26 protein-coding genes and 2 riboswitches are annotated in these 25,015 nt (G+C 40.0%); of the genes, 23 read left to right on the plus strand and 3 right to left on the minus strand.

Translation table 11 applies throughout. The features are described 5' to 3' along the window. Window positions 1–6 precede the first annotated feature (6 nt). The 3 genes from ACQKMR_RS01305 (at window position 7) to ACQKMR_RS01315 (ending at window position 3,108) form a co-directional block, all read left to right on the plus strand. The gene (locus tag ACQKMR_RS01305) at window positions 7–933 is read left to right on the plus strand and encodes a metal ABC transporter permease (RefSeq protein WP_427695647.1); all 927 of its coding nucleotides are present in this window, start codon (window positions 7–9) and stop codon (window positions 931–933) included. Further along, entirely contained in the window at window positions 930–1,811 is an 882-nt protein-coding gene (locus ACQKMR_RS01310) for a metal ABC transporter permease (RefSeq protein ID WP_427695648.1), read from the plus strand. The genes ACQKMR_RS01305 and ACQKMR_RS01310 overlap by 4 nt, the downstream gene beginning before the upstream one ends. A gap of 124 nt (window positions 1,812–1,935) precedes the next feature. Beyond that, complete coding sequence (locus ACQKMR_RS01315; RefSeq protein WP_427695649.1) at window positions 1,936–3,108, plus strand: FtsW/RodA/SpoVE family cell cycle protein; 1,173 nt, start codon at window positions 1,936–1,938, stop codon at window positions 3,106–3,108. Window positions 3,109–3,188: 80 nt separating this feature from the next. Here the strand turns inward: ACQKMR_RS01315 and ACQKMR_RS01320 are convergent, their stop codons facing one another. Further along, on the minus strand, window positions 3,189–3,524 hold the full coding sequence (locus ACQKMR_RS01320; RefSeq protein ID WP_427695650.1) for a spore coat protein: 336 nt from the start codon (window positions 3,522–3,524) through the stop codon (window positions 3,189–3,191). A 13-nt stretch (window positions 3,525–3,537) separates the two neighbouring features. Further along, window positions 3,538–3,813, minus strand: coding sequence for a hypothetical protein (locus ACQKMR_RS01325; RefSeq protein WP_427695651.1), 276 nt, complete (start codon window positions 3,811–3,813; stop codon window positions 3,538–3,540). A gap of 147 nt (window positions 3,814–3,960) precedes the next feature. Here ACQKMR_RS01325 and ACQKMR_RS01330 point away from each other — a divergent pair, with 147 nt between their 5' ends. Beyond that, complete coding sequence (locus ACQKMR_RS01330) at window positions 3,961–4,878, plus strand: proline dehydrogenase family protein (protein ID WP_427695652.1); 918 nt, start codon at window positions 3,961–3,963, stop codon at window positions 4,876–4,878. 49 nt (window positions 4,879–4,927) lie between these two features. Here the strand turns inward: ACQKMR_RS01330 and ACQKMR_RS01335 are convergent, their stop codons facing one another. After that, window positions 4,928–5,059, minus strand: a complete 132-nt coding sequence (locus ACQKMR_RS01335) for a YuzL family protein (RefSeq protein WP_082612715.1) — start codon at window positions 5,057–5,059, stop codon at window positions 4,928–4,930. Between the two features lie 166 nt (window positions 5,060–5,225). Here ACQKMR_RS01335 and ACQKMR_RS01340 point away from each other — a divergent pair, with 166 nt between their 5' ends. The 19 genes from ACQKMR_RS01340 (at window position 5,226) to ACQKMR_RS01430 (ending at window position 25,002) form a co-directional block, all read left to right on the plus strand. After that, window positions 5,226–7,655: a 3-hydroxyacyl-CoA dehydrogenase NAD-binding domain-containing protein gene (locus tag ACQKMR_RS01340; RefSeq protein WP_427695653.1), complete on the plus strand. Its 2,430-nt coding sequence runs from the start codon at window positions 5,226–5,228 to the stop codon at window positions 7,653–7,655. Window positions 7,656–7,734: 79 nt separating this feature from the next. Continuing rightward, complete coding sequence (locus ACQKMR_RS01345) at window positions 7,735–8,913, plus strand: acetyl-CoA C-acetyltransferase (protein WP_427695654.1); 1,179 nt, start codon at window positions 7,735–7,737, stop codon at window positions 8,911–8,913. Between the two features lie 73 nt (window positions 8,914–8,986). Further along, window positions 8,987–10,774: an acyl-CoA dehydrogenase family protein gene (locus tag ACQKMR_RS01350; RefSeq protein WP_427695655.1), complete on the plus strand. Its 1,788-nt coding sequence runs from the start codon at window positions 8,987–8,989 to the stop codon at window positions 10,772–10,774. 130 nt (window positions 10,775–10,904) lie between these two features. Continuing rightward, window positions 10,905–11,261: an arsenate reductase family protein gene (locus ACQKMR_RS01355; RefSeq protein ID WP_427695656.1), complete on the plus strand. Its 357-nt coding sequence runs from the start codon at window positions 10,905–10,907 to the stop codon at window positions 11,259–11,261. 96 nt (window positions 11,262–11,357) lie between these two features. Then, window positions 11,358–11,738: a glycine cleavage system protein GcvH gene (gene gcvH / locus ACQKMR_RS01360; RefSeq protein WP_427695657.1), complete on the plus strand. Its 381-nt coding sequence runs from the start codon at window positions 11,358–11,360 to the stop codon at window positions 11,736–11,738. Between the two features lie 91 nt (window positions 11,739–11,829). After that, complete coding sequence (locus ACQKMR_RS01365; protein WP_427695658.1) at window positions 11,830–12,195, plus strand: toprim domain-containing protein; 366 nt, start codon at window positions 11,830–11,832, stop codon at window positions 12,193–12,195. A gap of 3 nt (window positions 12,196–12,198) precedes the next feature. After that, on the plus strand, window positions 12,199–12,507 hold the full coding sequence (locus ACQKMR_RS01370; protein WP_427695784.1) for a thioredoxin family protein: 309 nt from the start codon (window positions 12,199–12,201) through the stop codon (window positions 12,505–12,507). A gap of 161 nt (window positions 12,508–12,668) precedes the next feature. Then, a riboswitch (SAM riboswitch) is annotated at window positions 12,669–12,774 on the plus strand. A 103-nt stretch (window positions 12,775–12,877) separates the two neighbouring features. Next, window positions 12,878–14,188: an O-acetylhomoserine aminocarboxypropyltransferase/cysteine synthase family protein gene (locus ACQKMR_RS01375; RefSeq protein WP_427695659.1), complete on the plus strand. Its 1,311-nt coding sequence runs from the start codon at window positions 12,878–12,880 to the stop codon at window positions 14,186–14,188. A gap of 117 nt (window positions 14,189–14,305) precedes the next feature. After that, window positions 14,306–14,418, plus strand: a riboswitch (SAM riboswitch). Window positions 14,419–14,598: 180 nt separating this feature from the next. Continuing rightward, window positions 14,599–15,633 (plus strand): methionine ABC transporter ATP-binding protein, encoded by a 1,035-nt coding sequence (locus ACQKMR_RS01380; protein ID WP_427695660.1) that lies wholly within the window; start codon window positions 14,599–14,601, stop codon window positions 15,631–15,633. Beyond that, the gene (locus tag ACQKMR_RS01385) at window positions 15,626–16,294 is read left to right on the plus strand and encodes a methionine ABC transporter permease (protein ID WP_427695661.1); all 669 of its coding nucleotides are present in this window, start codon (window positions 15,626–15,628) and stop codon (window positions 16,292–16,294) included. The genes ACQKMR_RS01380 and ACQKMR_RS01385 overlap by 8 nt, the downstream gene beginning before the upstream one ends. A gap of 14 nt (window positions 16,295–16,308) precedes the next feature. Next, a complete protein-coding gene (locus tag ACQKMR_RS01390; RefSeq protein WP_427695662.1) occupies window positions 16,309–17,142 on the plus strand; it encodes a MetQ/NlpA family ABC transporter substrate-binding protein in 834 nt (277 codons plus the stop codon). A 104-nt stretch (window positions 17,143–17,246) separates the two neighbouring features. After that, on the plus strand, window positions 17,247–17,450 hold the full coding sequence (locus ACQKMR_RS01395) for a hypothetical protein (RefSeq protein ID WP_427695663.1): 204 nt from the start codon (window positions 17,247–17,249) through the stop codon (window positions 17,448–17,450). A 449-nt stretch (window positions 17,451–17,899) separates the two neighbouring features. After that, window positions 17,900–18,685 (plus strand): Fe-S cluster assembly ATPase SufC, encoded by a 786-nt coding sequence (sufC, locus tag ACQKMR_RS01400; RefSeq protein WP_427695664.1) that lies wholly within the window; start codon window positions 17,900–17,902, stop codon window positions 18,683–18,685. 15 nt (window positions 18,686–18,700) lie between these two features. Next, window positions 18,701–20,002, plus strand: a complete 1,302-nt coding sequence (sufD, locus tag ACQKMR_RS01405; RefSeq protein ID WP_427695665.1) for a Fe-S cluster assembly protein SufD — start codon at window positions 18,701–18,703, stop codon at window positions 20,000–20,002. Next, entirely contained in the window at window positions 20,002–21,231 is a 1,230-nt protein-coding gene (locus tag ACQKMR_RS01410; protein ID WP_098176260.1) for a cysteine desulfurase, read from the plus strand. The genes sufD and ACQKMR_RS01410 overlap by 1 nt, the downstream gene beginning before the upstream one ends. Continuing rightward, window positions 21,221–21,649 (plus strand): Fe-S cluster assembly sulfur transfer protein SufU, encoded by a 429-nt coding sequence (gene sufU, locus ACQKMR_RS01415; RefSeq protein WP_053348689.1) that lies wholly within the window; start codon window positions 21,221–21,223, stop codon window positions 21,647–21,649. The genes ACQKMR_RS01410 and sufU overlap by 11 nt, the downstream gene beginning before the upstream one ends. Before the next feature lie 56 nt (window positions 21,650–21,705). Further along, a complete protein-coding gene (gene sufB / locus ACQKMR_RS01420; RefSeq protein WP_379168059.1) occupies window positions 21,706–23,103 on the plus strand; it encodes a Fe-S cluster assembly protein SufB in 1,398 nt (465 codons plus the stop codon). A 135-nt stretch (window positions 23,104–23,238) separates the two neighbouring features. After that, window positions 23,239–24,087 carry a DUF72 domain-containing protein gene (locus tag ACQKMR_RS01425; RefSeq protein ID WP_427695666.1) on the plus strand — a complete coding sequence of 283 codons (849 nt, stop codon included), beginning with the start codon at window positions 23,239–23,241 and terminating at the stop codon, window positions 24,085–24,087. Between the two features lie 87 nt (window positions 24,088–24,174). After that, window positions 24,175–25,002, plus strand: a complete 828-nt coding sequence (locus ACQKMR_RS01430; protein WP_427695667.1) for a sulfite exporter TauE/SafE family protein — start codon at window positions 24,175–24,177, stop codon at window positions 25,000–25,002. Window positions 25,003–25,015 lie beyond the last annotated feature (13 nt).

A 25,015-nucleotide genomic window follows, 5' to 3' on the forward strand; every position in this document is an offset into this window, starting at 1 on the left:
GTGTACATGATGAATTTACTGGATATTATTAATGATCCGAATATACGGTGGATTCTGCTTGGCACAATGTTCCTCGGATTAAGCAGTGGAGTCATCGGCAGTTTTGCCTACCTCAGAAAGCAGTCTTTGCTTGGTGACACACTCGCACATGCGGCATTGCCAGGGATTTGCGTTGCTTTTATATTAACTGGGGTGAAATCTACTTCCTTCTTTCTTATAGGAGCAGCTTTGGCTGGTTTATTAGCAGTTTGCCTAATCAGCGTACTTACGAGGTACAGTAAGGTCAAGCAAGATGCTGCACTCGGAATTGTGTTATCTTCTTTTTTTGGTTTTGGAATTGTGTTACTTACGCAAATCCAGCAGAGTGAATATGGAAACCAGAGCGGGTTGGATACATTTCTATTCGGGCAGACTGCATCAATGGTTATGTCGGATGTCTATATGATGATGGCTGTTTCCTTTATACTCATCTTCACTTGTGCCGTATTTTTTAAGGAATTTAAATTACTGTCCTTCGACCCGGGATTTGCTAAGGGGTTAGGATTACCGGTTGTTTTTCTAGACTATTTCATTATGATGCTGATCGTGGCGGCTGTGGTCATCGGTATTCAAGCAGTAGGAGTTGTATTAATGGCATCTTTACTCATCACTCCGGCTGTTTCCGCTAGGTACTGGACAGAGCGGCTACATATCATGGTTATCCTGTCTGGAATATTCGGTATGCTGAGCCGAGTATCAGGTACGTTAATCAGTACATCGGTCAATAATTTGCCGACAGGTCCATTAATTGTCTTGTCCGCGACGGTATGGTTTTTCTTTTCGATGCTTTTTGCTCCTAAACGTGGGGTGCTTTCAACTGTATGGAGAAGGTTATCAACGAAAAAGAAATATTCTCTCGAACAGGATAAAAGGAAAGGGAGCCATCCATTATGAATGATTTTTGGATTATCTTAGTCGGGGCACTAGTTGCGAGTTCTTGCAGTGTATTAGGTTGCTTTTTGATAGTCAGAAAAATGACATTGATTGGGGATGCAATCAGTCATTCCGTTTTACCTGGAATCGTATTGGCATTTTTAATAACCGGGACACGTGACTCGGTTCCAATGCTGATCGGGGCAGCTGCACTAGGGTTACTTACAGTAATCTTGATCCAGCTTTTTCAATCTTCAGGTGTTCAGTCTGACGCAGCAATCGGCATTGTGTTCACCTCTCTTTTTGCAACAGGGATTGTACTAGTGAGTTTGTATACGCAACAAATCGATTTTGACCTGGAGCATGTCCTGTATGGTGAAATTGCCTATACTCCGTGGAACACGATGACAATTAGCGGATTCGAGGCGGGACCAAAAGCTGTTTGGATTGTTGGCAGTTGTTTTATCCTCAATCTTATTCTGATTTTCCTTTTCTTCAAACAGTTTAAGCTTGTTTCCTTTGATCCATCACTTGCGGCTGCGATGGGAATTCCGGTTCTGTTCTTTCATTATTTACTGATGAGTCTTATTTCGCTAACGACAGTAGCCGCTTTTGATAGTGTAGGTTCCATTTTGGTAGTCGGGATGCTCATCATACCAGCGGCAACAGCCTATTTGCTGTCAGACCGTTTAAGTAGGATGATTTTGGTCAGTATCGGGGTTGGAATACTTAGTTCTATTATCGGTTACTTTTCAGCTACCGTTTTAGATGCCTCAATATCGGGATGCATGGTATGTGCTGCTGCTCTGTTATTCGGATTGGCATTTCTTTTTTCTCCAAGCCATGGATTGGTCAGTAGATTTTTGAAACGTAGAAGCGCAATGGAATCACATTCCTAGTATCTTAACTTCATGTAGCCTGTAATCTATTCTGCGATATAGTTGTGATTTTATTTGTTTAAAGTATAATGAATAAGTGTATTAAAAGATGTATCGCAGGAGCCTTTTTAAGGGAGAGTTAAGTATGGAGGAACAAAATAAATTTTCATCACGAATAGATTTTTCTTTGGTCACAATATTGCTGTTATTATGCGTTGGAAGTTGCTTAGCAATCTATAGTGCCCAAACGACTGGACAGTACGCTGAAAACTTCTTAATTAAACAAATTTTTTGGTATATAGTGGGAATTGGAATCGTATTAGGGTTTATCACCCTTGATTCGGATCAACTGAAAAAAATTTCCTGGTATGCCTATGGATTCGGATTGTTTTTGTTATTATTGCTGATTCTTATGCCAAAAAGCATCGTACCTAATATAAATGGTGCAAGAAGCTGGTTCGTCATCCCAGGGATTGGTTCGATTCAGCCCTCGGAATTTATGAAGGTTTTTCTAATTTTGGCTTTAGCAAATGTCATATCGAACCATCATCTTAAAAACACGCTGAAAACGATTCAAACGGATTTCTGGCTGCTTTTTAAAATCGGTCTCGTGACCGGTGCCCCGCTAATGTTAATCATGCAACAGCCGGATTTAGGCACAGGGCTTGTCATCTTGTCAATCATGCTCGGAATGATTTTCATATCAGGTGTATCATGGAAGATTCTGCTGCCGATCGTTTCGGGAGGAATTGTCCTCGCTTCCACGGTCATATACTTTGTCCTTTGGAAGCCGGAGATCCTGGAAAAATACTTAGGGGTAAAATCCTATCAATTCGGCCGGATCTATTCATGGCTTGATCCATATAATTATGCGAGCGCCGAGGGGTATCATTTAACCAAATCCTTACTGGCTATCGGTTCCGGTCAGACCACAGGTAAAGGGATCGGCGCGAGGGAAGTGTATCTGCCAGAGAGTCATTCGGATTTCATCTTCAGTATAATCGGAGAAGAATTTGGTTTCATCGGATCAAGTATCATCATCTCCTTGTTCTTCCTTTTGATCTACCATATAACAAAAACGGGAATGGAAACGAGAAATAACTTCTATACATATATTTGTGTTGGTGTTATCAGCATGTTAACGTTTCATGTTTTTCAGAACATCGGAATGACGGTAGGCCTTTTACCGATTACGGGGATTCCACTTCCATTTATCAGTTATGGAGGAAGCTCGCTAATGGGGAATATGATGGCCATGGGCTTAATATTCAGCATTCGGTATCATTATAAGAAGTATATGTTTTCTACGGATATCTAAATATAAAGCCGGCCTCCCATGGCCGGCTTTATTTGTAGCAAAAAAAACAAAAGGAGCAGAATTCCCCCCTGAATGTTTGCTTATTGAATGTTCGATCCAGGTGGAAACTGATTTTTATATCCGGAAAATTGTTGATACGATTGGCTTAAGCTCGGTGCTTGCGCCTTTTCTAAACTATACCAGCCTTTTTCGAACATAAGGTTATAGAGCTCACGCTGCATCTCCTGATTTTCTTTCGAAACGGAGAAAATGTCTTGGAATAATGCTTGGTTACTCATTTCATGTAGGGCAACGGAAAAGGAGTTACAAAAGTACTTTTCAGTTGTGAGCATGTCATTTATAAAATCCCTGTCATTCATTTGTGGTGTCTTTGCTACAGGAGATTCTGGATTTTGGACTTTGTTTTGGTTGGGCATCAAGAACCCTCCTTTACTGGTATTGTTGACTCTGATATTGGTTTGGATTTAAATGATTCAGAATGGTATCGTAATGGCGCTGATGCATGAGTCCGCACCGATTTAACGCATCTATGATTTGCGGGTCCTTGCATTGAGTCGCAAAAAAATGTGCTTTTTTAATCGCATTCAGATTCCATGCAAGCATATCGGTTAAGTATAAACTGTCTTTCACCGAAACCATTTCCGGTGGCTGTTTCATATAGCCAGTAGACTGCTGTTGGTTGTTAAACGAATTTTGCTGTTCCATCATTCTACCTCCTTAAGTTCTCTAAACGACCTTAATTTTCCCTCCATGAAATATTTTTATTCTTGATTCTAAATATCTGAAAATTGAATTAAATAGTAAAATAATCTTGTGCATCTATTTTCCAAAATGATTTGGAGGGGAATGCAGATGGAAAGAATATTGAGAAATCTGTTTCTTTTTTTATCAAAGAACAAAAGCATGACAATGGCAGCGAAAAAATACGGGTTACGGTTTGGGGCATCACGTTTCGTGGCAGGAGAAACATTGGATATGGCATCTGATGTGATTGCCGATCTAAACCGGAAAGGGCTTGCTGTTACCATTGATTATTTAGGTGAATTCATAGAAGATGAACAAGAAGCAAGGAAGATGGCAGATGAGTGTATAGAAGCGATTCGCATGATTGGCAGAAATGAACTGGATTCACAGTTATCTCTGAAGCTAACCTCGATGGGCTTGGATGTGTCCGAACGAGTCGTAATGAATAACATGCGGAGGATTTTAGCAGAAGCCAAAGCCCATCAGGTTTTCGTGACGCTTGATATGGAAGATTTTCCGCGCTGTCAGCCGACTTTGGATGTATTCAAAAAGTTAAAGGCTGAATATAATGAATTGGGGACGGTCATACAGGCTTATCTTTATCGGACAGAGAAAGACATTGAGGAGTTGAATGCATACAATCCGAATCTACGACTTGTTAAAGGAGCTTATAAAGAGCCTCGGGAAATAGCTTTTCCAGAGAAAATTGATGTCGATGATAATTTTAAAAAGATCATTAAGAAGCATCTGCTGAATGGAAATTACACAGCTGTTGCCACCCATGACGATAAAATTATTGATTATACGAAGAACTTAGTCAAAGAGCAAGGGATCTCTCATGATCAATTTGAATTTCAAATGTTATTCGGCATACGTAATGAAAAGCAGCTTGAACTCGTAAAAGAAGGATATAAGGTAAGAGTGTATGTTCCATATGGTACGGATTGGTACGGATATTTCATGCGCCGCCTTGCAGAGAGGCCAGCCAATATTGCTTTCGTTTTAAAGGGACTATTTAAAAAATAGCTAAATCGAGAGCCGGCCCGGATAAGGGACGGCTGCTCTAATAACTACTTTATTTTTTGTACTGATTGTTCTGGCTGTTTACTTTATTTATCCCTTGCTGACGCTCACGACCAGGGCCCGCATTGCCTTTAACGCTTGCGGCACTCACAGCTCTATTAGAAGGATTATTTTTACGCTTCATTGTATAAGTCACCTCCTGGTCGTTATTGTCTACTAAAAAGAGGAGAATTAATCAAAGGTAATATGATAAAAAAATTTATTTTTTTCCAGTTTTATCATTGCGGAATTTCCAATTATATTCTATATTAGTAATAAGAAAAAATATTCAAAATTTTTTTGAATTAAAAATGAATGAGCATTCATTCAATACATTGTGTAAGGGGGATATAAACTTGGTTCGACAAATACGAAAGGCTGCTGTTCTAGGGTCAGGAGTTATGGGATCAGGGATTGCTGCACACCTTGCTAACATCGGCATTCCGACTTTATTATTGGACATTGTACCTCGTGAACTCACAGAGGATGAAAAGAAAAAAGGTCTTACATTAGAAAATAAACAAGTACGTAACCGCTTCAGCCAAACTGCGATTACTAAACTTTTAAAGCAAAAACCAGCTCCGCTTTCAGCTAAAGGGAATCTTGCGTTAATTGAAGCTGGGAACCTGGAAGATGATATAAGTCGTTTAAAAGACGTCGATTGGGTCATTGAAGTAGTCGTTGAGAGACTTGAAGTGAAGCAAAGTGTATTTGCCCAGGTTGATCAACATCGTAAACCTGGAAGCATCATTTCTTCCAATACATCTGGAATTTCAATTGAAGCTATGGCAGAGGGCCGCTCAGAGGATTTCCAAAAGCACTTCTTGGGAACTCACTTTTTCAATCCTCCGCGCTATCTTAAATTGTTAGAAATCATTCCCACTAAAGAAACATCTCCAGAAGTACTCGAGTACATGAAACAATTCGGCGAAGATATACTGGGGAAAGGTGTTGTCGAAGCAAAGGATACACCAAATTTTATCGCAAACCGCATCGGTACTTATGGTTTGCTAGTTACCCTTCGTGAAATGCAAAAAGGCGGATACAGCGTTGGTGAAGTGGACTCGGTAACTGGTCCATTAATCGGAAGAGCGACAAGCGCGACATTCCGGACGCTTGATGTAGTTGGATTGGATACTTTTGCACATGTTGCTAAAAATGTATATGACCAGGTGGAAGGGGAAGAAAAAACAGTTTTCCAAATACCGGATTTTATGAATAGGATGCTTGAAAACGGTTGGCTTGGAAGCAAGTCCGGACAAGGTTTTTTTGTGAAAAAGGGTAAGGAGATCTTTGAGCTGAATCCTGAAACTCTTGAATATGAAGCCCGTAAAAAATTAAAAACTCCTTCTATTGAAATGGCTAAACAGGCCAAGGGTCTAGCCAACAAAATGAAAGCGCTTGTTTATAGCGATGACCGTGCTGGTGAACTACTTTGGAATGTTTTAAATCCTACTCTTGTGTATTCTGCACAACTGCTAGGGAATATTGCAGATGATATTGTGGCAATCGATCAAGCAATGAAATGGGGCTTCGGCTGGTCTACGGGACCTTTCGAAACGTGGGATGCGATTGGTGTTGAAAAATCAGTAGCTCGTTTAGAACAAGAAGGAGTTACTGTTCCTCAATGGGTGAAGGATATGCTGGCAAAAGGTATCACTTCTTTTTATAAAGAGGAAAATGGCGTAGTTTTCTACTATGATCATGGAGAATATAAAGAACTTCTTGAAAACCCAAAGGTGATTAACCTGAAAGCAATCAAGAAGCAAAAAGGCGTAATCAAGAAAAACAGCGGTGCAAGTCTGATTGATATTGGTGATGGTGTGGCTCTTCTCGAATTCACTTCACCGAATAATGCAATAGGTCTTGATATCATGCAAATGATCGAGGCTGCAGTCGATGAAGCAGAAGCGGATTTTAAAGGTTTGGTAATCGGAAACCAAGGCAAAAACTTCTGTGTAGGTGCCAATATTGCAATGATGTTGATGGAAGCACAAGATGACAATATTTTGGAATTGGATATGGTTATCAGCCAATTCCAAAAGGCAATGCTTAAGATTAAGTACAGTGCTGTACCTGTTGTTGTTGCGCCATTTAATATGACACTTGGCGGCGGTGCGGAAGTATCTCTTCCTGCTGCACGCATCCAGGCAACGACAGAAACATATATGGGTCTTGTAGAAGCAGGTGTTGGATTGATTCCAGGCGGTGGCGGAACAAAAGAACTCTATGTTAAAACGCTGAAGAATATGCCAAAGGGCGTCGCCTTTGATTTGCAGAAAGTGGCTAATCAGGTATTTGAAACAGTCGCGATGGCAAAAGTTTCGACTTCTGCTGAAGAAGCACGCGGGAATAACTTCCTTAATTCTTCCGATGGAATAAGTGTTAACGCAGACCATCAATTATATGATGCGAAGCAGGCAGCCATATCCATGTATGACCAAGGCTATACAGCTCCAGTTCGCACAAAAATCCCTGTCGTCGGTGAAACAGGGTATGCCACACTTCTTTTAGGGGCAGAATCCATGCGCCTATCCGGCTTCCTATCTGATCATGACCTTGTCATAGCTAAAGAGCTTGCATATGTCCTGGCAGGAGGAAAACTTCCTTACGGTACAGAAGTAGATGAACAATATATCTTGAACCTAGAGAAACAAGCGTTCCTAAAATTAATTTCAACTCCGAAATCACAGCAAAGAATGCAGCATATGCTTGTTAAAGGGAAACCACTTCGAAACTAATGGATAAATGAAAATATGATCAGATTGCAAAAAAAGGTTAATAGAGTGATAGCTTAAAAATGAAGTAAGGGGGATCCTCATGAAAGAAGCGGTAATAGTAGCTGGAGCAAGAACTCCGGTAGGAAGAGCAAAAAAAGGTTCTCTTGCTAACGTTCGTCCAGATGATTTAGGGGCTCTTGTTGTTAAAGAAACATTAAAGCGTACTGGAAATTATGAAGGTTCTATTGATGATTTAATTATCGGTTGCGCAATGCCAGAGGCGGAGCAGGGGCTGAATATGGCGAGAAATATTGGTGCCTTGGCAGGATTGCCTTACACAGTACCAGCCATAACAATAAATCGGTACTGTTCAAGCGGATTACAAAGTATTGCTTATGGAGCGGAGAGAATCATGCTCGGCCAAAGTGATACGGTCATTGCAGGTGGAGCAGAATCTATGAGCCTTTTACCAATGATGGGACATGTAACCCGTCCGAACGCGCAACTTGCGGAAACAGCCCCAGAATACTATATGGGAATGGGTCATACAGCTGAAGAGGTTGCAAAAAAATACGGTATTTCGCGTGAAGATCAGGATGCATTTGCTGTACGCAGTCATCAAAGGGCGGCTGAGGCCATTGCTGAAGGAAAGTTTTTAGATGAAATCGTTCCGGTTGATGTAACGCTTCGCTCAGTAGGTCCGGATCTTAAATTACAGGAAAAATCATTCAAATTTGCACAGGATGAAGGAGTTCGTGAAGGCACGACATTTGAAGTGCTAAAAAAACTAAGACCAGCATTCTCTGTGACAGGATCGGTTACAGCAGGAAATTCATCACAAACAAGTGATGGAGCAGCTGCGGTGATGGTCATGGATGGAGAAAAAGCTTCTTCATTAGGGATGAAGCCACTTGGTAAGTTCCGTTCCTTTGCTGTAGCAGGGGTGCCACCGGAAATTATGGGGATTGGTCCAATTGCCGCCATTCCTAAAGCTTTGAAACTTGCAGGTCTTGAGCTTTCTGATATTGGTTTATTTGAATTGAATGAAGCTTTTGCTTCTCAATCCATTCAAATCATTCGTGAGCTAGGTTTGAATGAAGAGATTGTCAATGTTAATGGTGGAGCTATTGCCTTAGGCCATCCACTAGGATGTTCCGGGACTAAATTAACATTAAGCCTACTTCATGAAATGAAGCGCAGAAACCAACAATTTGGAGTCGTTACAATGTGTATCGGTGGCGGTATGGGTGCTGCTGGAGTATTTGAATTATTAGCGTAATTCCATCTCGTTCGAAAGTTTATCAACTGATTCCGAGAGGCTTAAGATAATTAATCATTTAGGAGGAAATAATATGTCCAATCAAACAACAGATAACCTCATTAAAGGCGGCGCCTTTTTAGTAGAAGATATTACGTATACTCAAGTGTTTACACCAGAAGATTATTCTGATGAGCATAAAATGATAGCCAAAACCTCTGAAGATTTCGTAATGAATGAAGTCCTTCCGCAAGTGGAGCATTTAGAGAACCATGAATTCGACCGTTCTGTAAAATTACTGAAGCATGCTGGAGATATCGGCTTACTAGGTGCTGACGTTCCTGAAGAATACAACGGACTTGGTCTTGATAAAATCAGCTCGGCCATAATTACAGAAAAAATGGCACTTGCAGGTGGATTCGGAATCACTCACGGTGCTCACGTAGGGATTGGATCTTTGCCAATTGTATTATTTGGAAATGAAGAACAAAAGAAAAAATACCTTCCATTACTAGCGACGGGCGAAAAAATTGCTGCTTATGCTTTAACTGAACCTAGCTCAGGATCTGATGCATTGGGTGCAAAAACGACAGCGAAATTGAATGCAGAAGGTACTCACTACGTGTTAAACGGTGAAAAACAATGGATTACCAATGCAGGTTTTGCGGATGTGTTCTGTGTATACGCTAAAATCGACGGCGAACAATTCTCTGCTTTCATTGTAGAGCGTGAATATCAAGGTGTATCTACAGGCGCTGAAGAAAAGAAAATGGGTATTAAAAGCTCATCTACACGTACTTTAATCCTGGAGGACGTTCATGTTCCAGTTGAAAACCTTCTGGGGGTAGCTGGAAAAGGGCATGTTATTGCTTTCAATATCTTGAATATTGGCCGATATAAATTGGGTGTTGGTGCAGTGGGCGGTTCTAAACGCGCTCTTGAAATTACAGCTGCATATACAAATCAACGTCAACAGTTCAAAACGAAAATTTCCGACTTTAACTTGACGAAAGAAAAACTTGCAACGATGGCTTCTAAAATTTATGCAGCAGAAAGCTCAGTATACCGTACTGTCGGCCTTTATGATCAAAGACAAAGCAAGCTGACTGATGAGCAAGTGAAAGATGGAAAATCAATGGCAGCAGCGGTCGCTGAATATGCGATTGAGTGTTCTTTGAATAAATTCTTCGCTTCGGAGGTATTGGATTACGTAACAGATGAAGGCGTACAGCTTCATGGTGGTTATGGTTTCATGCAGGAATATGAAATTGAAAAAGCGTACCGTGACTCTCGTATTAACCGGATTTTCGAAGGCACAAATGAAATCAACCGTTTGCTGGTTCCAGGAACATTTTTGAAAAAAGCACTCAAAGGAGAACTTCCTCTTCTTCAAAAAGCACAAGGACTACAAGAGGAATTAATGATGATGATGCCAGAAGAGCCTAGCGATGAGCCATTGGCACAAGAAAAAATGCTGGTTAGAAATGCTAAGAAAATCGGTATTTTGGCAGCTGGTCTTGCAGCACAGAAATACGGCAAGAAACTTGATCAAGAACAAGAAATTTTGTCTAACATTGCTGATATCGCATCCCTTGCATATGCTGCTGAATCTGTGGTTTTACGTACAGAAAAAGCAATTGCGACGACAGGCTTAGAAAAGAACCAACAAAAAGTACTTTACACTGAAATTTTCGTTCAAGAAGCGTTCAATGAAATAGAACAGCATGCAAAAGAAACGTTAATTGCCGTTGAAACAGGCGATACTCTTCGCATCATGCTTTCTTCACTTCGCAAGTTGACTAGACACAACCCTATCAATGTCATTGCGAAAAAACGAGAAGCTTCTGTTAAGGTAATCGAAACTGAAAAATACGCACTTTAATCAAAAGTTCAACCTTTAAAGGGAATTCCCGTAATTGGGTATTCCCTTTATTTCGTGAGAATGGAAAGACAAGGAGAATTCGTTGTATTACACGGGAAAAACGGGTATTCTATTGATAGGTGGTGAAACAATGGGCTTAACATTATACTGGTACCCAAAATGCGGCACATGCCGTAATGCGAAGAAGTGGCTGGATAGTCATGAACTGCAGTATGAAGTGATTCATATAGTAGAAAATCCGCCTTCTCGAGCAGAAATCGAACAACTATATAATACCAGCGGATTAGAGCTGAAGAAGTTTTTCAATACTAGCGGGCAAAAATACCGGGAGCTCGGCTTAAAGGACAAGCTGAAAGATGCTTCTGAAGCAGAAATGCTAGATATATTGTCTACTGATGGTATGCTTCTTAAAAGGCCGATTGTTACGGACAGTACAAAAGTGACAGTTGGTTTCAAAGAAGAGCAATTCGAACAGACTTGGAACTAAAATTATACAAAATATTTGGTTAATTCCTTTTTTAAACAAAAAATCTACCTTATAATGTAATAGATAAAATAAGATATACTATGGAGGGAATTAATGATGACAACACCAAAAGAACTTCGTTACACAAAGGAACATGAATGGGTCAAAACAGAAGATGGAACAGTACGAATCGGAATTACAGCATTTGCTCAGTCTGAACTTGGGGACATCGTTTTTGTTGAGCTTCCAGAGATTGGCGATGAACTGAAAGCGAACGAGCCATTTGGTAGTGTTGAATCTGTTAAAACTGTATCTGAGCTGTATGCTCCTATCAGTGGTAAAGTTGTTGAAGTAAATGACGAGTTGAATGACAATCCTGAATTCGTAAATGAATCTCCATTTGAAAAAGCATGGATGATCGTGCTTGAACCATCAAATAGCAGTGACGTTGAAAACCTGATGAGCGCTGAAGAATATGATAGCCTGATAAACGGTTAAAATGAGGGAGAGAGGGCCTAAGTAGGCCTGCTCTCTTTTTCAATTAAACTAAAAGGCAGCATGCACACAATTCGTGAGATGGAGTGATGACATGGAGTGGGGCGAATTCGATAAAGTTATCATTGTAGAAGGCAGTTCCGATAGAAGAAAAGTTGCCTCCGTTTTGAATGAAGATGTGGAAATAAGATGTACAAATGGGACCATTTCATTAACTAAGCTAGATGAGTTAGTAGATGAAATGATGGACCGTGACGTTTATCTCCTTTTTGACGCAGATGATTCAGGAGAAAAGCTACGGAAGCAATTCCGAAGGGAAATGCCGGAAGCAAACCACTTGTATATCAATAAAATGTACAAAGAAGTGGAAAGTGCCCCCGAACATCATATCGCTACAGTGCTCGTATCTGCCAATATGAATGTGAAAATGAAATTTTTAAGTCAAAGGGTGAACGACTAATTGATGCAAGAATGGAATGAAGAAGATTGTAAGCTTGCTGTTGATGAAGGGGAAACCTTTTGCTTATATTTATATACTCCTTTGTGTGGGACTTGTCAGGTGGCTTCTAGAATGCTTACGATATCATTGGAGCTTTTTCCAGACTTGAAGGCGGGAAAGATGAATATGAACTATGTCCAAACAATCGCCGAATCATATGAAATTGAGAGTGTACCTTGTTTATTACTATTTAAAGAAGGGCAGCTGCGCAAAAAAATTTATGCCTTTCAATCTGTTCCTTATTTGTTCGGATTGCTTAAGGAAATAAGCTAAAAAGCCAATCCGATATGGGCTGGCTTTTTTAGCTATAGATAGTAGTGAATAAACGATTTAGTTCGTGGGTAAATAAAATATGAATATTCAAATAATTTATTGACTAGATAATTCTAAAGTGCTATATTTTGAATTAAGAAAGTAACTTCTAAATTTAATAGTTCTTATCAAGAGTGGCGGAGGGACTGGCCCGACGAAGCCCGGCAACCGGTATAAATTTATATACGGTGCTAATTCCAGCAGAGTATTGGCTCTGGAAGATAAGGAGAGAATATATGCCTCTTCTTATGAAGAGGTTTTTTTGCTTGTAAAAAGAGGAAGGCCAGAATTTAAATTCCAACTAAATCCATAGAAAAAGGGGAGAAACCTTATGGCAGAAAAAAAATTACGTTTCGAAACGTTGAGTGTTCACGGGGGTTTGCAAGTCGATGAGACGGGTGCCCGTGCAGTGCCTATTTATCAAAGCAATGCATACTTGTTCAAAGACACTGACCATGCTGCGAATTTATTTGGCTTAAAGGAAAATGGATATATTTATACACGACTTCATAATCCTACGGTCAGTGTTTTCGAAGAAAGAATGGCCTTATTGGAAGGCGGTATCGGCGGACTGGCAACAGCAAGTGGGATGTCTGCCATTTCACTGTCAATCCTAAATATTGCTGGTGCAGGAGATGAAATAGTGTCCGCTTCTACATTGTATGGCGGTACGTATAATCTTTTCGAGAACACTCTTCCTAAATATGGGATTAAAGTGAAATTCGTCTCTCCTGAAGACCCTGAAAATTTCAAAAAAGCCATTACGCCTAGAACCAAGGCTATATTTGCGGAAACAATCGGAAATCCAAGTTTAAGGGTTCTTGATATTGAAGCTGTAGCGGACATTGCCCACAAGGCTGGCATACCACTGATTATCGATAATACCTTTGCTACCCCGTACCTATGCCGGCCGATTGATTTTGGAGCGGACATTGTCATTCACTCTGCTACAAAATGGCTGTTGGGAAATGGAACAACTTTAGGGGGCATTATCGTGGATGGGGGCAAATTCGACTGGAACTCACCAAACTACCCTGGCTTCACAGAACCGGATCCTAGCTACGATGGACTTGTATACTCGGAAGCAGTCGGTCCTGCTGCCTTTATCACAAAAGCTCGCGTGCAATTACTTCGTGATTTAGGGCCGACGTTAAGTGCTCAAAGCGCGTTCCAGTTTACGCTGGGACTGGAAACGTTACATGTTAGAATGAAAGAGCATCTTTCGAACACCAAAACAGTCATTCAATATTTGGAAAACCATCCTGCTGTGACATGGGTTTCGTATCCTAATAATGAGAGTCACCCTGATAAAGCGCTGGCGGATAAATACTTGCCTAAGGGAGCAGGATCTGTTGTAACTTTTGGAATTCAAGGTGGACGCGAAGCTGGAGCAAAACTTATCAATTCGGTAGAATTATGGTCGCATGTAGCCAACGTGGGGGATGCTAAAAGTTTAATTATCCACCCTGCTAGCACGACCCATCAACAATTAAATGATATAGGTTTAGCAAAAGCGGGTGTAAGTGCTGATCAAGTGCGCATATCGATTGGAATTGAAAACGTAGAAGATTTAATAGAAGATTTAGAGCAGGCAATTGAAAAAGCGACGAATATCGTCTCCTTGATTTCTAAAACTGTTTAATAAAAAAGACCTGTTCATAATTTCCTAGAAATATTATACATTGCGCTCCTTTTTTATCTATGATAAAATTTCTCCATACTAAAGAACTTAATGATGTTTAAATATTCTATATATTAGCTCTTATCAAGAGAGGTGGAGGGATGTGCCCGATGAAACCCGGCAACCGACAAGGGAATTTCCTTGGAAAGGTGCCAATTCACACAAAGTTTAATCGCTTTGGAAGATGAGAGAAAGGCCTGCCTTTTCACCTGCCTTTCTGCTCATGCAGAAGGGTTTTTTCTATTTAGTTTGGGAAAACCTTTGCATGTACAGCAAAATTGGTAAACGGTTATAAATCATATTTACAGGCTAATCATGAAGATAAATTAACTAAGTTCATAGGTTTTATTGGATAAAAGAGGTGAGTATTAATGATTACATTGACAAAAGTTAGTAAGCTGTTCCGAACAGGAAAAGGAAGCAGCGACACGATAAAGGCTGTAAATAATGTTAATGTTGAAATAAATAAAGGCGAAATTTTCGGTATTATTGGCTACAGTGGAGCAGGGAAAAGTACTTTGATCAGGATGCTTAATGGATTGGAAACACCAACAGAAGGATCTGTTGTAGTGGCCGATAAAGAAATTTCAAAAATCAAAGGTGCTAAGCTTCGTAAAGCTCGCCAAGAAATCAGCATGATCTTTCAACATTTTAATTTATTATGGTCTAGAACCGTTCAAGAGAATATATCCTTTCCTCTAGAAATTGCAGGGGTTTCGAAAAACGAGCGTATCAAGCGTGTGAATGAGTTAATTAAGTTAGTTGGACTTGAAGGAAGAGAAAAGGCATATCCTTCGCAATTAAGCGGAGGGCAAAAGCAAAGGGTCGGGATTGCAAGGGCTCTTGCTAACAATCCTAAAGTGCTACTGTGCGATGAAGCGACGTCTGCTTTAGACCCACAGACAACCGATTCAATACTTGAATTGCTTGTGGACATCAATAAGCGTCTTGGTTTAACGATTGTTTTGATTACACATGAAATGCACGTCATCCGAAAAATTTGTCATCGCGTGGCAGTAATGGAAAGTGGGCAAGTAGTCGAACAAGGACCTGTCCTGGAAGTCTTCAAAAATCCAAAAGAACAAATGACGAAGCGTTTCGTTCAACAGGTAACAGAGCCTGATGAAACAAAAGAAACAATGGAACACTTGCTGGAACGCTATCCAGCCGGAAAAGTAATTCAATTGACGTTCGTAGGAGATCATGCAGAGAGTCCGTTAATCACTAAACTGGTACGTAACTTTGAGTTGGATGTTAATATCGTTCAGGGGAAAATATCTCAAACTAGAAGTGGTTCATATGGAACGCTGTTTATCCACTTTGATGGCAATGAGGATGAAATGCTCCGCGCAATCGAATTCATTAAAGCACAGCATGTAGGCGTGGAGGTGATTACTCATGCTTGAAGAATTATTGCCGAATGTAGATTGGGAAGACATTATTGAAGCAACGAGAGAAACGCTTTATATGACTAGTATCTCAGTACTTGCTACCTTTTTTATTGGCATACTATTAGGGTTAGTCCTGTTTTTAACAGGGAAAGGTAATATGTGGGAAAACCGGGTAATTAACACGATCATGAGTGCTATCGTTAATATTTTCCGTTCTATTCCATTCCTTATTTTAATTGTGTTACTCATACCTTTTACAAAAATGCTTGTTGGTTCTATGATCGGTGAGAATGCGGCATTACCAGCACTTATTATCGGGGCGGCGCCATTTTATGCGCGTATGGTTGAAATTGGCCTCCGTGAAATCGATAAAGGTGTTATTGAAGCGGCTAAATCAATGGGAGCAAAAACGAGCACGATCATTTGGAAGGTACTTCTTCCAGAATCGATGCCAGCACTTATTTCTGGGATTACGGTAACATCGATTGCATTGGTCGGATATACAGCAATGGCCGGGGTTATCGGTGCCGGCGGGCTTGGTAATCTGGCCTATCTAGACGGCTATCAAAGGAGTCACAATGACGTTACGCTAGTAGCGACGATTGTTATACTAATTATCGTCTTCATTATTCAAATTATTGGAGATGTGATTACATCTAAATTAGACAAAAGATAAGGGAGATGAATAGGATGAAAAAGTTTTTAGGATTTGCATTAGTCCTTGTTTTATCGATAGCTCTGGCAGCTTGTGGAACAGATAAGGACAAAAGCGGCAGTGATACAGAAAAGGAAACGAAGAAATTAGTTGTAGGAGCATCCAATGTTCCGCATGCTGAGATTCTTGAAAAAGCTAAACCTCTTCTTAAAGAAAAAGGAATAGAGTTGAAAATTGAGACGTTCCAAGATTATATTTTACCGAATAAGGCTTTAAACGATAAAGAATTGGATGCTAACTACTTTCAACACCTTCCTTTTTTAGAGGCGGCCATTAAAGAGAATGGATATGATTTCGTCAATGCTGGTGGAATTCACATCGAGCCTATCGGTCTATATTCACAAAAATATAAAAGCATCGATAAGCTTCCGAAAGGGGCAACAATTATTATGAGTAGCTCGGTTGCTGACCACGGACGTGCGTTAGCTCTATTAGAAAAAAATGGCCTGATTACATTAAAAGAAGGCATCGATAAAACGACAGCTACAACAAAAGACATTGTTGAAAATAAGAAAAAACTTAAATTTGATGCGAATTATGAAGCAGCCTTACTTCCGAAAATTTATGAGAGTGGCGAAGGCGATGCCGTTTTAATCAACTCTAACTATGCGATTGATGCTGGATTGAATCCGATTAAGGATTCAATTGCCATCGAAGATTCTGAATCACCATATGTGAACGTTATTGCTGTTAACAAAGGTGACGAAAATAAAGAAGAAATCAAAACGCTAGTAGAAGTATTACATTCTAAAGAAATTCAAGATTTCATTCTAAAGGAATACGATGGTGTAGTCGTACCAACTAAATAATTTATGAGTGAAGAACGACCTGGAAATCTTCAGGTCGTTTATTTATGTTTAAAGAAAAAAACAAAGGGTATAGAATTAATAGAGTAATAAAGTGATTCACAAATTTGAAAGGATGGTTCACTATCTATACTTTAGATTTACATGTAACAAGCGAAATGGAAAAAGCGATGCAGTTATCACATGGGATTGGCTATAGTGAGTACGGCAGAAATTTAGACCTTCGTATCGAGGTTGAGAAAGAACGAGATAAGGAACATGAAAAGTGCAACAAAATGGTCCTTGACCTACAGCGTAAAATTCACGGTTAAGCATATAAAAGAGTCTTTAAAAGATCGGTCTGTAGAGGTAAAATGATAAGTGATCTAGAAAATAAGGGTGTCCTTATTGGATTTACTTACATAACACCTAGCAGACCGTTTTTCACTATAACAAGGGTAATGCGTACCTTCCAATTAAGATTTTTTAGACATATATTAATAAGAATGAAGGTTTGCTGAATAATAAGGTTTAATTTAGAAAAGCTAAAATAACGCTCTTTTTGCTGTAAATAGCCTATAGCAGTGGGTTTTGTAACAATAGGACAGGTTTTCATCATGAAAGAAGTGGAAACCCCTATCTATATTAGTTGATTACAAATTGGATTTGTTATAAAATTGGAATGAGAATAAAGTGAGAATGCTTTTACGAAAATTAGAGTAAAGAAAGTAATTTTTACTTTCTGGTAATAAAATAGGAATTAGTTCACGGAGGTATTATTATGTCAGCTTCTACATTAACGGTTAAAGATCTTCACGTATCAATTGAGGGTAAAGAGATTTTAAAAGGGGTTAACCTTGAAGTAAAAGGCGGAGAAATCCATGCAATCATGGGACCAAATGGAACTGGTAAATCCACTTTATCTTCAGCAATTATGGGTCACCCTAAATATGAAGTAACAAGCGGCAGCATCACATTCGATGGTGAAGACGTATTGGAAATGGAAGTTGACGAGCGCGCTCGTGTAGGTCTTTTCCTTGCTATGCAATATCCAAGCGAAATCAGTGGCGTTACAAATGCTGACTTCTTACGTTCTTCTATCAATGCACGTCGTGAAGAAGGCGATGAAATTTCATTGATGAAATTCATCCGTAAAATGGACGAAAAAATGGAATTCCTTGAAATGGATGAAGATATGGCGCAACGTTATTTAAATGAAGGATTCTCCGGTGGAGAGAAAAAACGTAACGAGATTCTTCAATTAATGATGATTCAGCCAAAAATCGCTATTTTAGATGAAATTGACTCTGGACTTGATATCGATGCTCTTAAAGTCGTTTCAAAAGGAATCAACGAAATGCGCGGAGAAGACTTTGGATGTTTAATCATCACTCACTACCAACGTCTATTAAATTACATCACTCCTGATTACGTACATGTAATGATGCAAGGCCGTGTTGTAAAATCAGGCGGGCCTGAACTAGCTGCACGTTTAGAAGCAGAAGGTTATGATTGGATCAAACAAGAATTGGGCATTGAAGACGAAACTGTTGGCGAAGAAGCGTAAGTAGGAGGATTTGCAATGACTACAGAAACGAAATTACCGTTTGAACAAGAGGACATAAGCTCTTATTCAACTAAAAATAATGAGCCAGCTTGGCTATCTGAGCTTCGAATTCAAGCGTTTTCTGAATTAGAAAAGCTCCCAATGCCAAAGCCGGATAAAACAAAAATCGATAAATGGAATTTTACGTCTTTCCAGACTCATACGGTTGAAAGTGAAACTTTTGCCTCTTTAGATGAGCTTCCGGAAGAAATTAAATCCATCATTGAAGAAAATGAAAACTTATACATTCAACGCAATAATACGCCGGCACATATTAATTTGTCAGCAAAAATAAAAGAACAAGGCGTTATTTTCACTGATATTTTTACAGCGGCTCGTGACCATGCTGAGCTCGTACAAAAATATTTCATGAAAGACGGAGTTAAAATAGATGAGCACCGTTTAACAGCATTACATGCTGCATTAGTTAACGGTGGTGCATTCCTTTATGTTCCAAAAAATGTAGAGATCAAAGATCCAATTCAAGCAGTATTTTTGTTGGATAATCCTGAAACTACACTTTTCAACCACGTTTTAATCGTGGCGGAAGATAATAGCTCTGTAACATATGTAGAGAACTACTTCTCAAGTGTTGAGTCTAACGAAGGTATTGCTAACATCGTAACTGAAGTATTTGCAAATGCGAATGCTAAAGTGGAATATGGAGCTGTTGATACCCTTTCCAAAGGTTTTACGACATATGTTAACCGCCGTGGAGTAGCAGCACGTGACGCTCGTATTGAGTGGGCACTTGGCCTAATGAACGATGGAAATACGATTTCAGATAACACAACATATCTAATGGGCGATGGCTCTCACGGTGATACTAAAACCGTTGTAGTCGGCCGCGGGGAACAAAAACAAAACTTTACGACAGCCATTATTCATTATGGCAAACGCTCTGAGGGCTATATCCTTAAGCACGGTGTTATGAAAGAGGGCGCATCCTCCATTTTTAATGGAATTGGGAAAATTGAGTATGGTGCTACAAAGGCCAATGCTGAACAAGAATCACGCGTACTGATGTTAAGTGAAAAAGCACGCGGAGACGCCAATCCAATTCTTTTAATTGATGAAGATGATGTAACGGCTGGGCATGCCGCTTCTGTCGGGCGTGTTGACCCGCTTCAACTTTATTATTTAATGAGTCGTGGTATTACTAAAAAAGAAGCAGAAAGACTTGTCATTCACGGATTCTTGGCCCCTGTTGTTAACCAGCTTCCAATTGAAGGAGTTAAAAAACAATTAGTAGCGGTCATTGAAAGGAAAGTACAGTAATGAACCCATACGAAATTCGTAAGCTTTTTCCGATATTAGATCAAGAAGTCAATGGTCAGCCATTAGTTTATTTAGATAGTGCTGCAACCTCTCAAAAACCGGCTGCAGTGATTGAAGCGATTGAGCAATATTACCGCGGATACAACTCGAATGTTCACCGCGGGGTGCATACACTTGGAACAAAAGCTACGGATGCGTATGAAGGTGCACGTGAAAAGGTACGTAAATTCATTAATGCTTCTTCTACAGAAGAAATCATTTTTACAAGAGGAACAACAACTTCTTTAAATACTGTAGCAAGAAGTTACGGTGGAGCAAATGTAAAAGAGGGCGACGAAATTGTTATCTCTTACATGGAGCATCACAGTAATATTATTCCGTGGCAGCAGTTGGCTAAAGAAAAAGGTGCTGTACTGAAATATATTCCGCTTCAAGAGGATGGAACGATTTCCCTTGATGATGTGAGGGCTACAATTACAGATGCAACGAAAATCGTTTCCATTATGCAGGTTTCCAATGTGCTTGGTGTTATCAACCCTGTAAAGGAAATCGCAAAAATTGCCCATGAACACCATGCTGTCATGGTTGTGGATGGGGCACAAAGCACGCCGCATCTAAAAGTGGATGTTCGTGATTTGGATTGTGATTTCTTTGCCTTCTCAGGTCATAAAATGGTCGGTCCAACAGGTATCGGCGTATTATATGGTAAAAAAGAACTTCTTGAAAAAATGGAGCCGATTGAATTTGGCGGAGAGATGATTGATTTTGTAGGTTTGTATGAGTCTACATGGAAAGAACTCCCGTGGAAATTCGAAGGCGGTACCCCAATCATTGCCGGCGCCGTTGGCCTTGGGGCTGCAATTGATTTCTTAGAAGAAATCGGCTTGGATAATATTGAACGGCATGAACATAAACTTGCAGCTTATGCAATGGAGAAAATGTCTGCAGTTGAAGGGCTGACTATTTACGGTCCTAAAGATGCAGAAAAGCGTGCGGGTGTAATAACCTTTAATATTAATGACGTTCATCCACATGACGTCGCTACCGTTCTTGATGCAGATGGAATTGCTGTCCGTGCCGGTCATCACTGCGCACAGCCATTAATGAAATGGTTGGACGTATCATCGACAGCAAGAGCAAGTTTCTATCTCTACAACACGGAAGAAGATATTGATAAGCTTGTGTCCGGGCTTGTTAAAACGAAGGAGTATTTCAGTAATGTCTTTTGATAACTTAGATACACTTTACCGTCAAGTCATTATGGATCATTATAAGAAACCACGTAATAAGGGTATGCTAGAAGATGGTAGCATGACAATCGATATGAATAATCCAACTTGCGGCGATCGGATTCGTTTAACGATGAAGATTGAAGATGGCAAAGTCAGTGATGTTAAATTCGATGGTGATGGTTGTTCAATATCTATGAGTTCAGCTTCTATGATGACTCAAGCTATTAAGGGCAAAGACGTTGATACTGCTCTAGCAATGTCCCAGACTTTTTCCCTAATGATACAGGGGAAAGAGTATGATGATGAGATCGACCTTGGGGATATTGAAGCCCTTCAAGGAGTTTCTAAATTTCCTGCCCGTATCAAGTGTGCAACTCTTGCTTGGAAAGCCATGGAAAAGGGATTAAAGGAATAAATAAATTAAAATGAGCTGTTGTAGATTCAGCCATTTAAAATGGAGGAATACGAGCTATGGCTAAAAAAATGCCTGAAATTGGCGATTATAAATATGGCTTTGCGGATAAAGATGTTTCCATCTTCCGTTCAAAGCGTGGTCTGACAAAAGAAATCGTGGAAGAAATTTCTCGAATGAAGGATGAACCGCAATGGATGCTTGATTTCCGTTTGAAATCATTGGAGCATTTTTACAATATGCCAATGCCTCAATGGGGCGGCGACATGCAAAGCTTGAACTTTGATGAAATAACATACTATGTTAAACCATCAGAGAAATCAGAGAAATCTTGGGATGAAGTTCCTGATGAAATCAAACAAACTTTTGATAAATTAGGTATTCCTGAGGCAGAACAAAAATATTTAGCTGGTGTTTCTGCTCAATATGAATCCGAAGTAGTTTACCACAGTATGAAAGAAGAATTGGAAGATTTGGGTATCGTATTTAAAGATACGGACTCTGCACTTCGCGAAAATGAAGATATCTTCCGTGAGCATTTCGGTAAAACAATCCCTCCTACTGACAATAAATTCTCGGCATTGAATTCAGCTGTATGGTCAGGCGGATCTTTCATCTATGTACCAAAAGGGGTTAAAGTGGATACTCCGCTTCAAGCATATTTCCGAATCAACTCTGAAAACATGGGTCAATTCGAACGTACGCTAATCATTGTGGATGAAGGAGCATCTGTCCACTATGTAGAAGGTTGTACAGCACCTGTTTATACAACTAACTCTCTTCATAGTGCGGTAGTTGAAATCGTCATTAAAAAAGATGCTTACTGCCGTTACACAACGATTCAAAACTGGGCAAACAACGTGTTTAACCTAGTTACGAAACGTGCGGTTTGTGATGCAAATGCAACAATGGAATGGATTGATGGAAACATCGGTTCTAAATTGACAATGAAATATCCTGCTGTCATCTTAAAAGGTGAAGGTGCTCGTGGTATGACATTATCTATTGCTATTGCTGGAAAAGGCCAACACCAAGATGCTGGTGCAAAAATGATTCATCTTGCGCCAAATACATCTTCAACTATTGTATCAAAATCAATTTCTAAACAAGGCGGAAAAGTAACATACCGTGGTATCGTTCACTTTGGACGTAAAGCGGATGGAGCTCGTTCTAACATTGAGTGTGATACATTAATCATGGATAATCAGTCTACATCTGATACAATCCCTTACAATGAAATCCTGAATGACAACATTTCTCTTGAACATGAAGCGAAGGTATCCAAAGTATCAGAAGAACAATTGTTCTACTTGATGAGCCGCGGAATCTCTGAGCAAGAAGCAACAGAAATGATCGTTATGGGCTTCATCGAACCATTTACAAAAGAACTTCCAATGGAATATGCGGTTGAAATGAACCGTCTGATCAAGTTCGAAATGGAAGGCTCAATCGGATAATAACCGACTAACTTGCTTGTAGAGCGATTTAGAATAACCGATTCATATAAAAAGCCTGCCAGGTAGATCCGGCAGGCTTTTTCTTTTGGGAAATAATTCGGGAAATGGGGTCTGACCCCAGAAGGAGTGGTGCGGATGATTTATGTTGGGGTGACTGGTTGGGGAGATCATGATAGTTTGTATCGTGGCGGGGTGTCCCAACGTGATAAACTGAAAGAGTATGGGGCACATTTTCCTGTAGTAGAGGTGGACGCTTCGTTTTATGCGGTACAGCCTAAGAGGAACAGTGAAAAGTGGGTGTCCGAGACACCGACTCCTTTTCAATTTGTTGTAAAAGCCTATCAGGGGATGACAGGGCATCAGCGTGGAGAAATTCCTTTTGAAAATAAAAAAGAAATGTTTAAAGCTTTCCGTGACTCTCTTGAAGCCTATCGAAAAGCCGGCAAGCTCGCAATGGTGCTGTTTCAATTTCCACCATGGTTTGATTGTAAGCGGGAGAATGTAAACTATTTACGGTGGTGCAAAGCGGAGATGGGGGAAACTCCAATAGCTATTGAGTTCCGGAATCAAAGCTGGTACAGACCCAACATGTTTCAGCAAACCCTGGATTTTATCCAAAAGGAAGGCTGGATTCATACTGTATGTGATGAGCCGCAGGCAGGAGAAGGGTCCATTCCTATTGTGCTCGAGTCTATACATCCAGAAAAAACCTTAGTTCGCCTTCATGGCCGCAATATCCATGGGTGGCAAAAACCTTCTTCGGGGGATAATTGGCGGGAAGTTCGTTATTTATACCGATACAATCATCAGGAATTGACAGAATGGGTGGAGAAAATCCGGAAATTAGAAAAACAGAGTAAGGATATATATGTGCTTTTCAATAATAACTCAGGCGGAGATGCCGCAGATAATGCCAAGCAGATGATTGAGTTGCTTGGTATAGAATATGAAGGGCTAGCTCCTAAGCAGCTTGGTTTGTTTTAAGCGGCATTATATAATTAATAAATTAGCTGATGTGACAAACTAGTATAGAATCGCGAGGCCCACAAACAGATAAAGGCGGATTTCTTCATGGTATGGTTAGTATTAGTGTGTATCGGGTTATTAGCAGGCTCAATCGGCTCTCTAGTTGGTCTGGGCGGCGGCATTATCATTGTACCTTCCCTTTTGTTTCTTGGTACATCGACAGATATTATCGATGAATTATCACCTCAAGTCGCCGTCGGTGTTTCAACTGTTATTATGATTTTTACCGGGTTATCTTCTACTTTATCCTATATGAAGCATAAAGTAGTCGATTATAAGGCTGGCTTAATTTTCTTTTTAGGCAGTGCTCCTGGAGGCATAATCGGAGCCCATGTTAATAAAAACCTTGATACGGAAGCCTTTTCGTTGTACTTTGGAATTTTCATGGTATTAATGGCTTTGGTTTTATTAGTAAAAGACCGCCTGAAGCCTATGGTATTCAAACCTGGAACAGGGAAGGTCGTAAAAACGTATAAAAACGAAAATGGACAAGTATCTTCTTATGGATATTACCCTCTGGTAGCTATATTAATTGCTTTCGTCGTAGGATTCAGTTCCGGTTTATTTGGGATTGGCGGAGGTTCCTTAATGGTTCCAGTAATGATACTGATGTTCTTCTTCCCACCGCATATGGCTGTAGCAACGTCGATGTTCATGGTGTTTCTGTCTTCCATTACTAATTCAATTACACATATTTCGCTTGGTAATGTAAATTGGCCATATGCTTTTGCCCTTATTCCTGGAGCCTGGTTTGGCGCAAAATTGGGTGCATTTATTAATACACGCTTAAAAAGTACGTCGCTCGAAAATATCTTGAAAATTGTGCTGATAATCATTGGTCTACGTCTTATATACCAAGGTATTACAGGATAACGAGGAGGGAAAA

It is taken from the genome of Peribacillus sp. NPDC096540, from assembly GCF_050278525.1.
GTDB lineage: Bacteria > Bacillota > Bacilli > Bacillales > DSM-1321 > Peribacillus.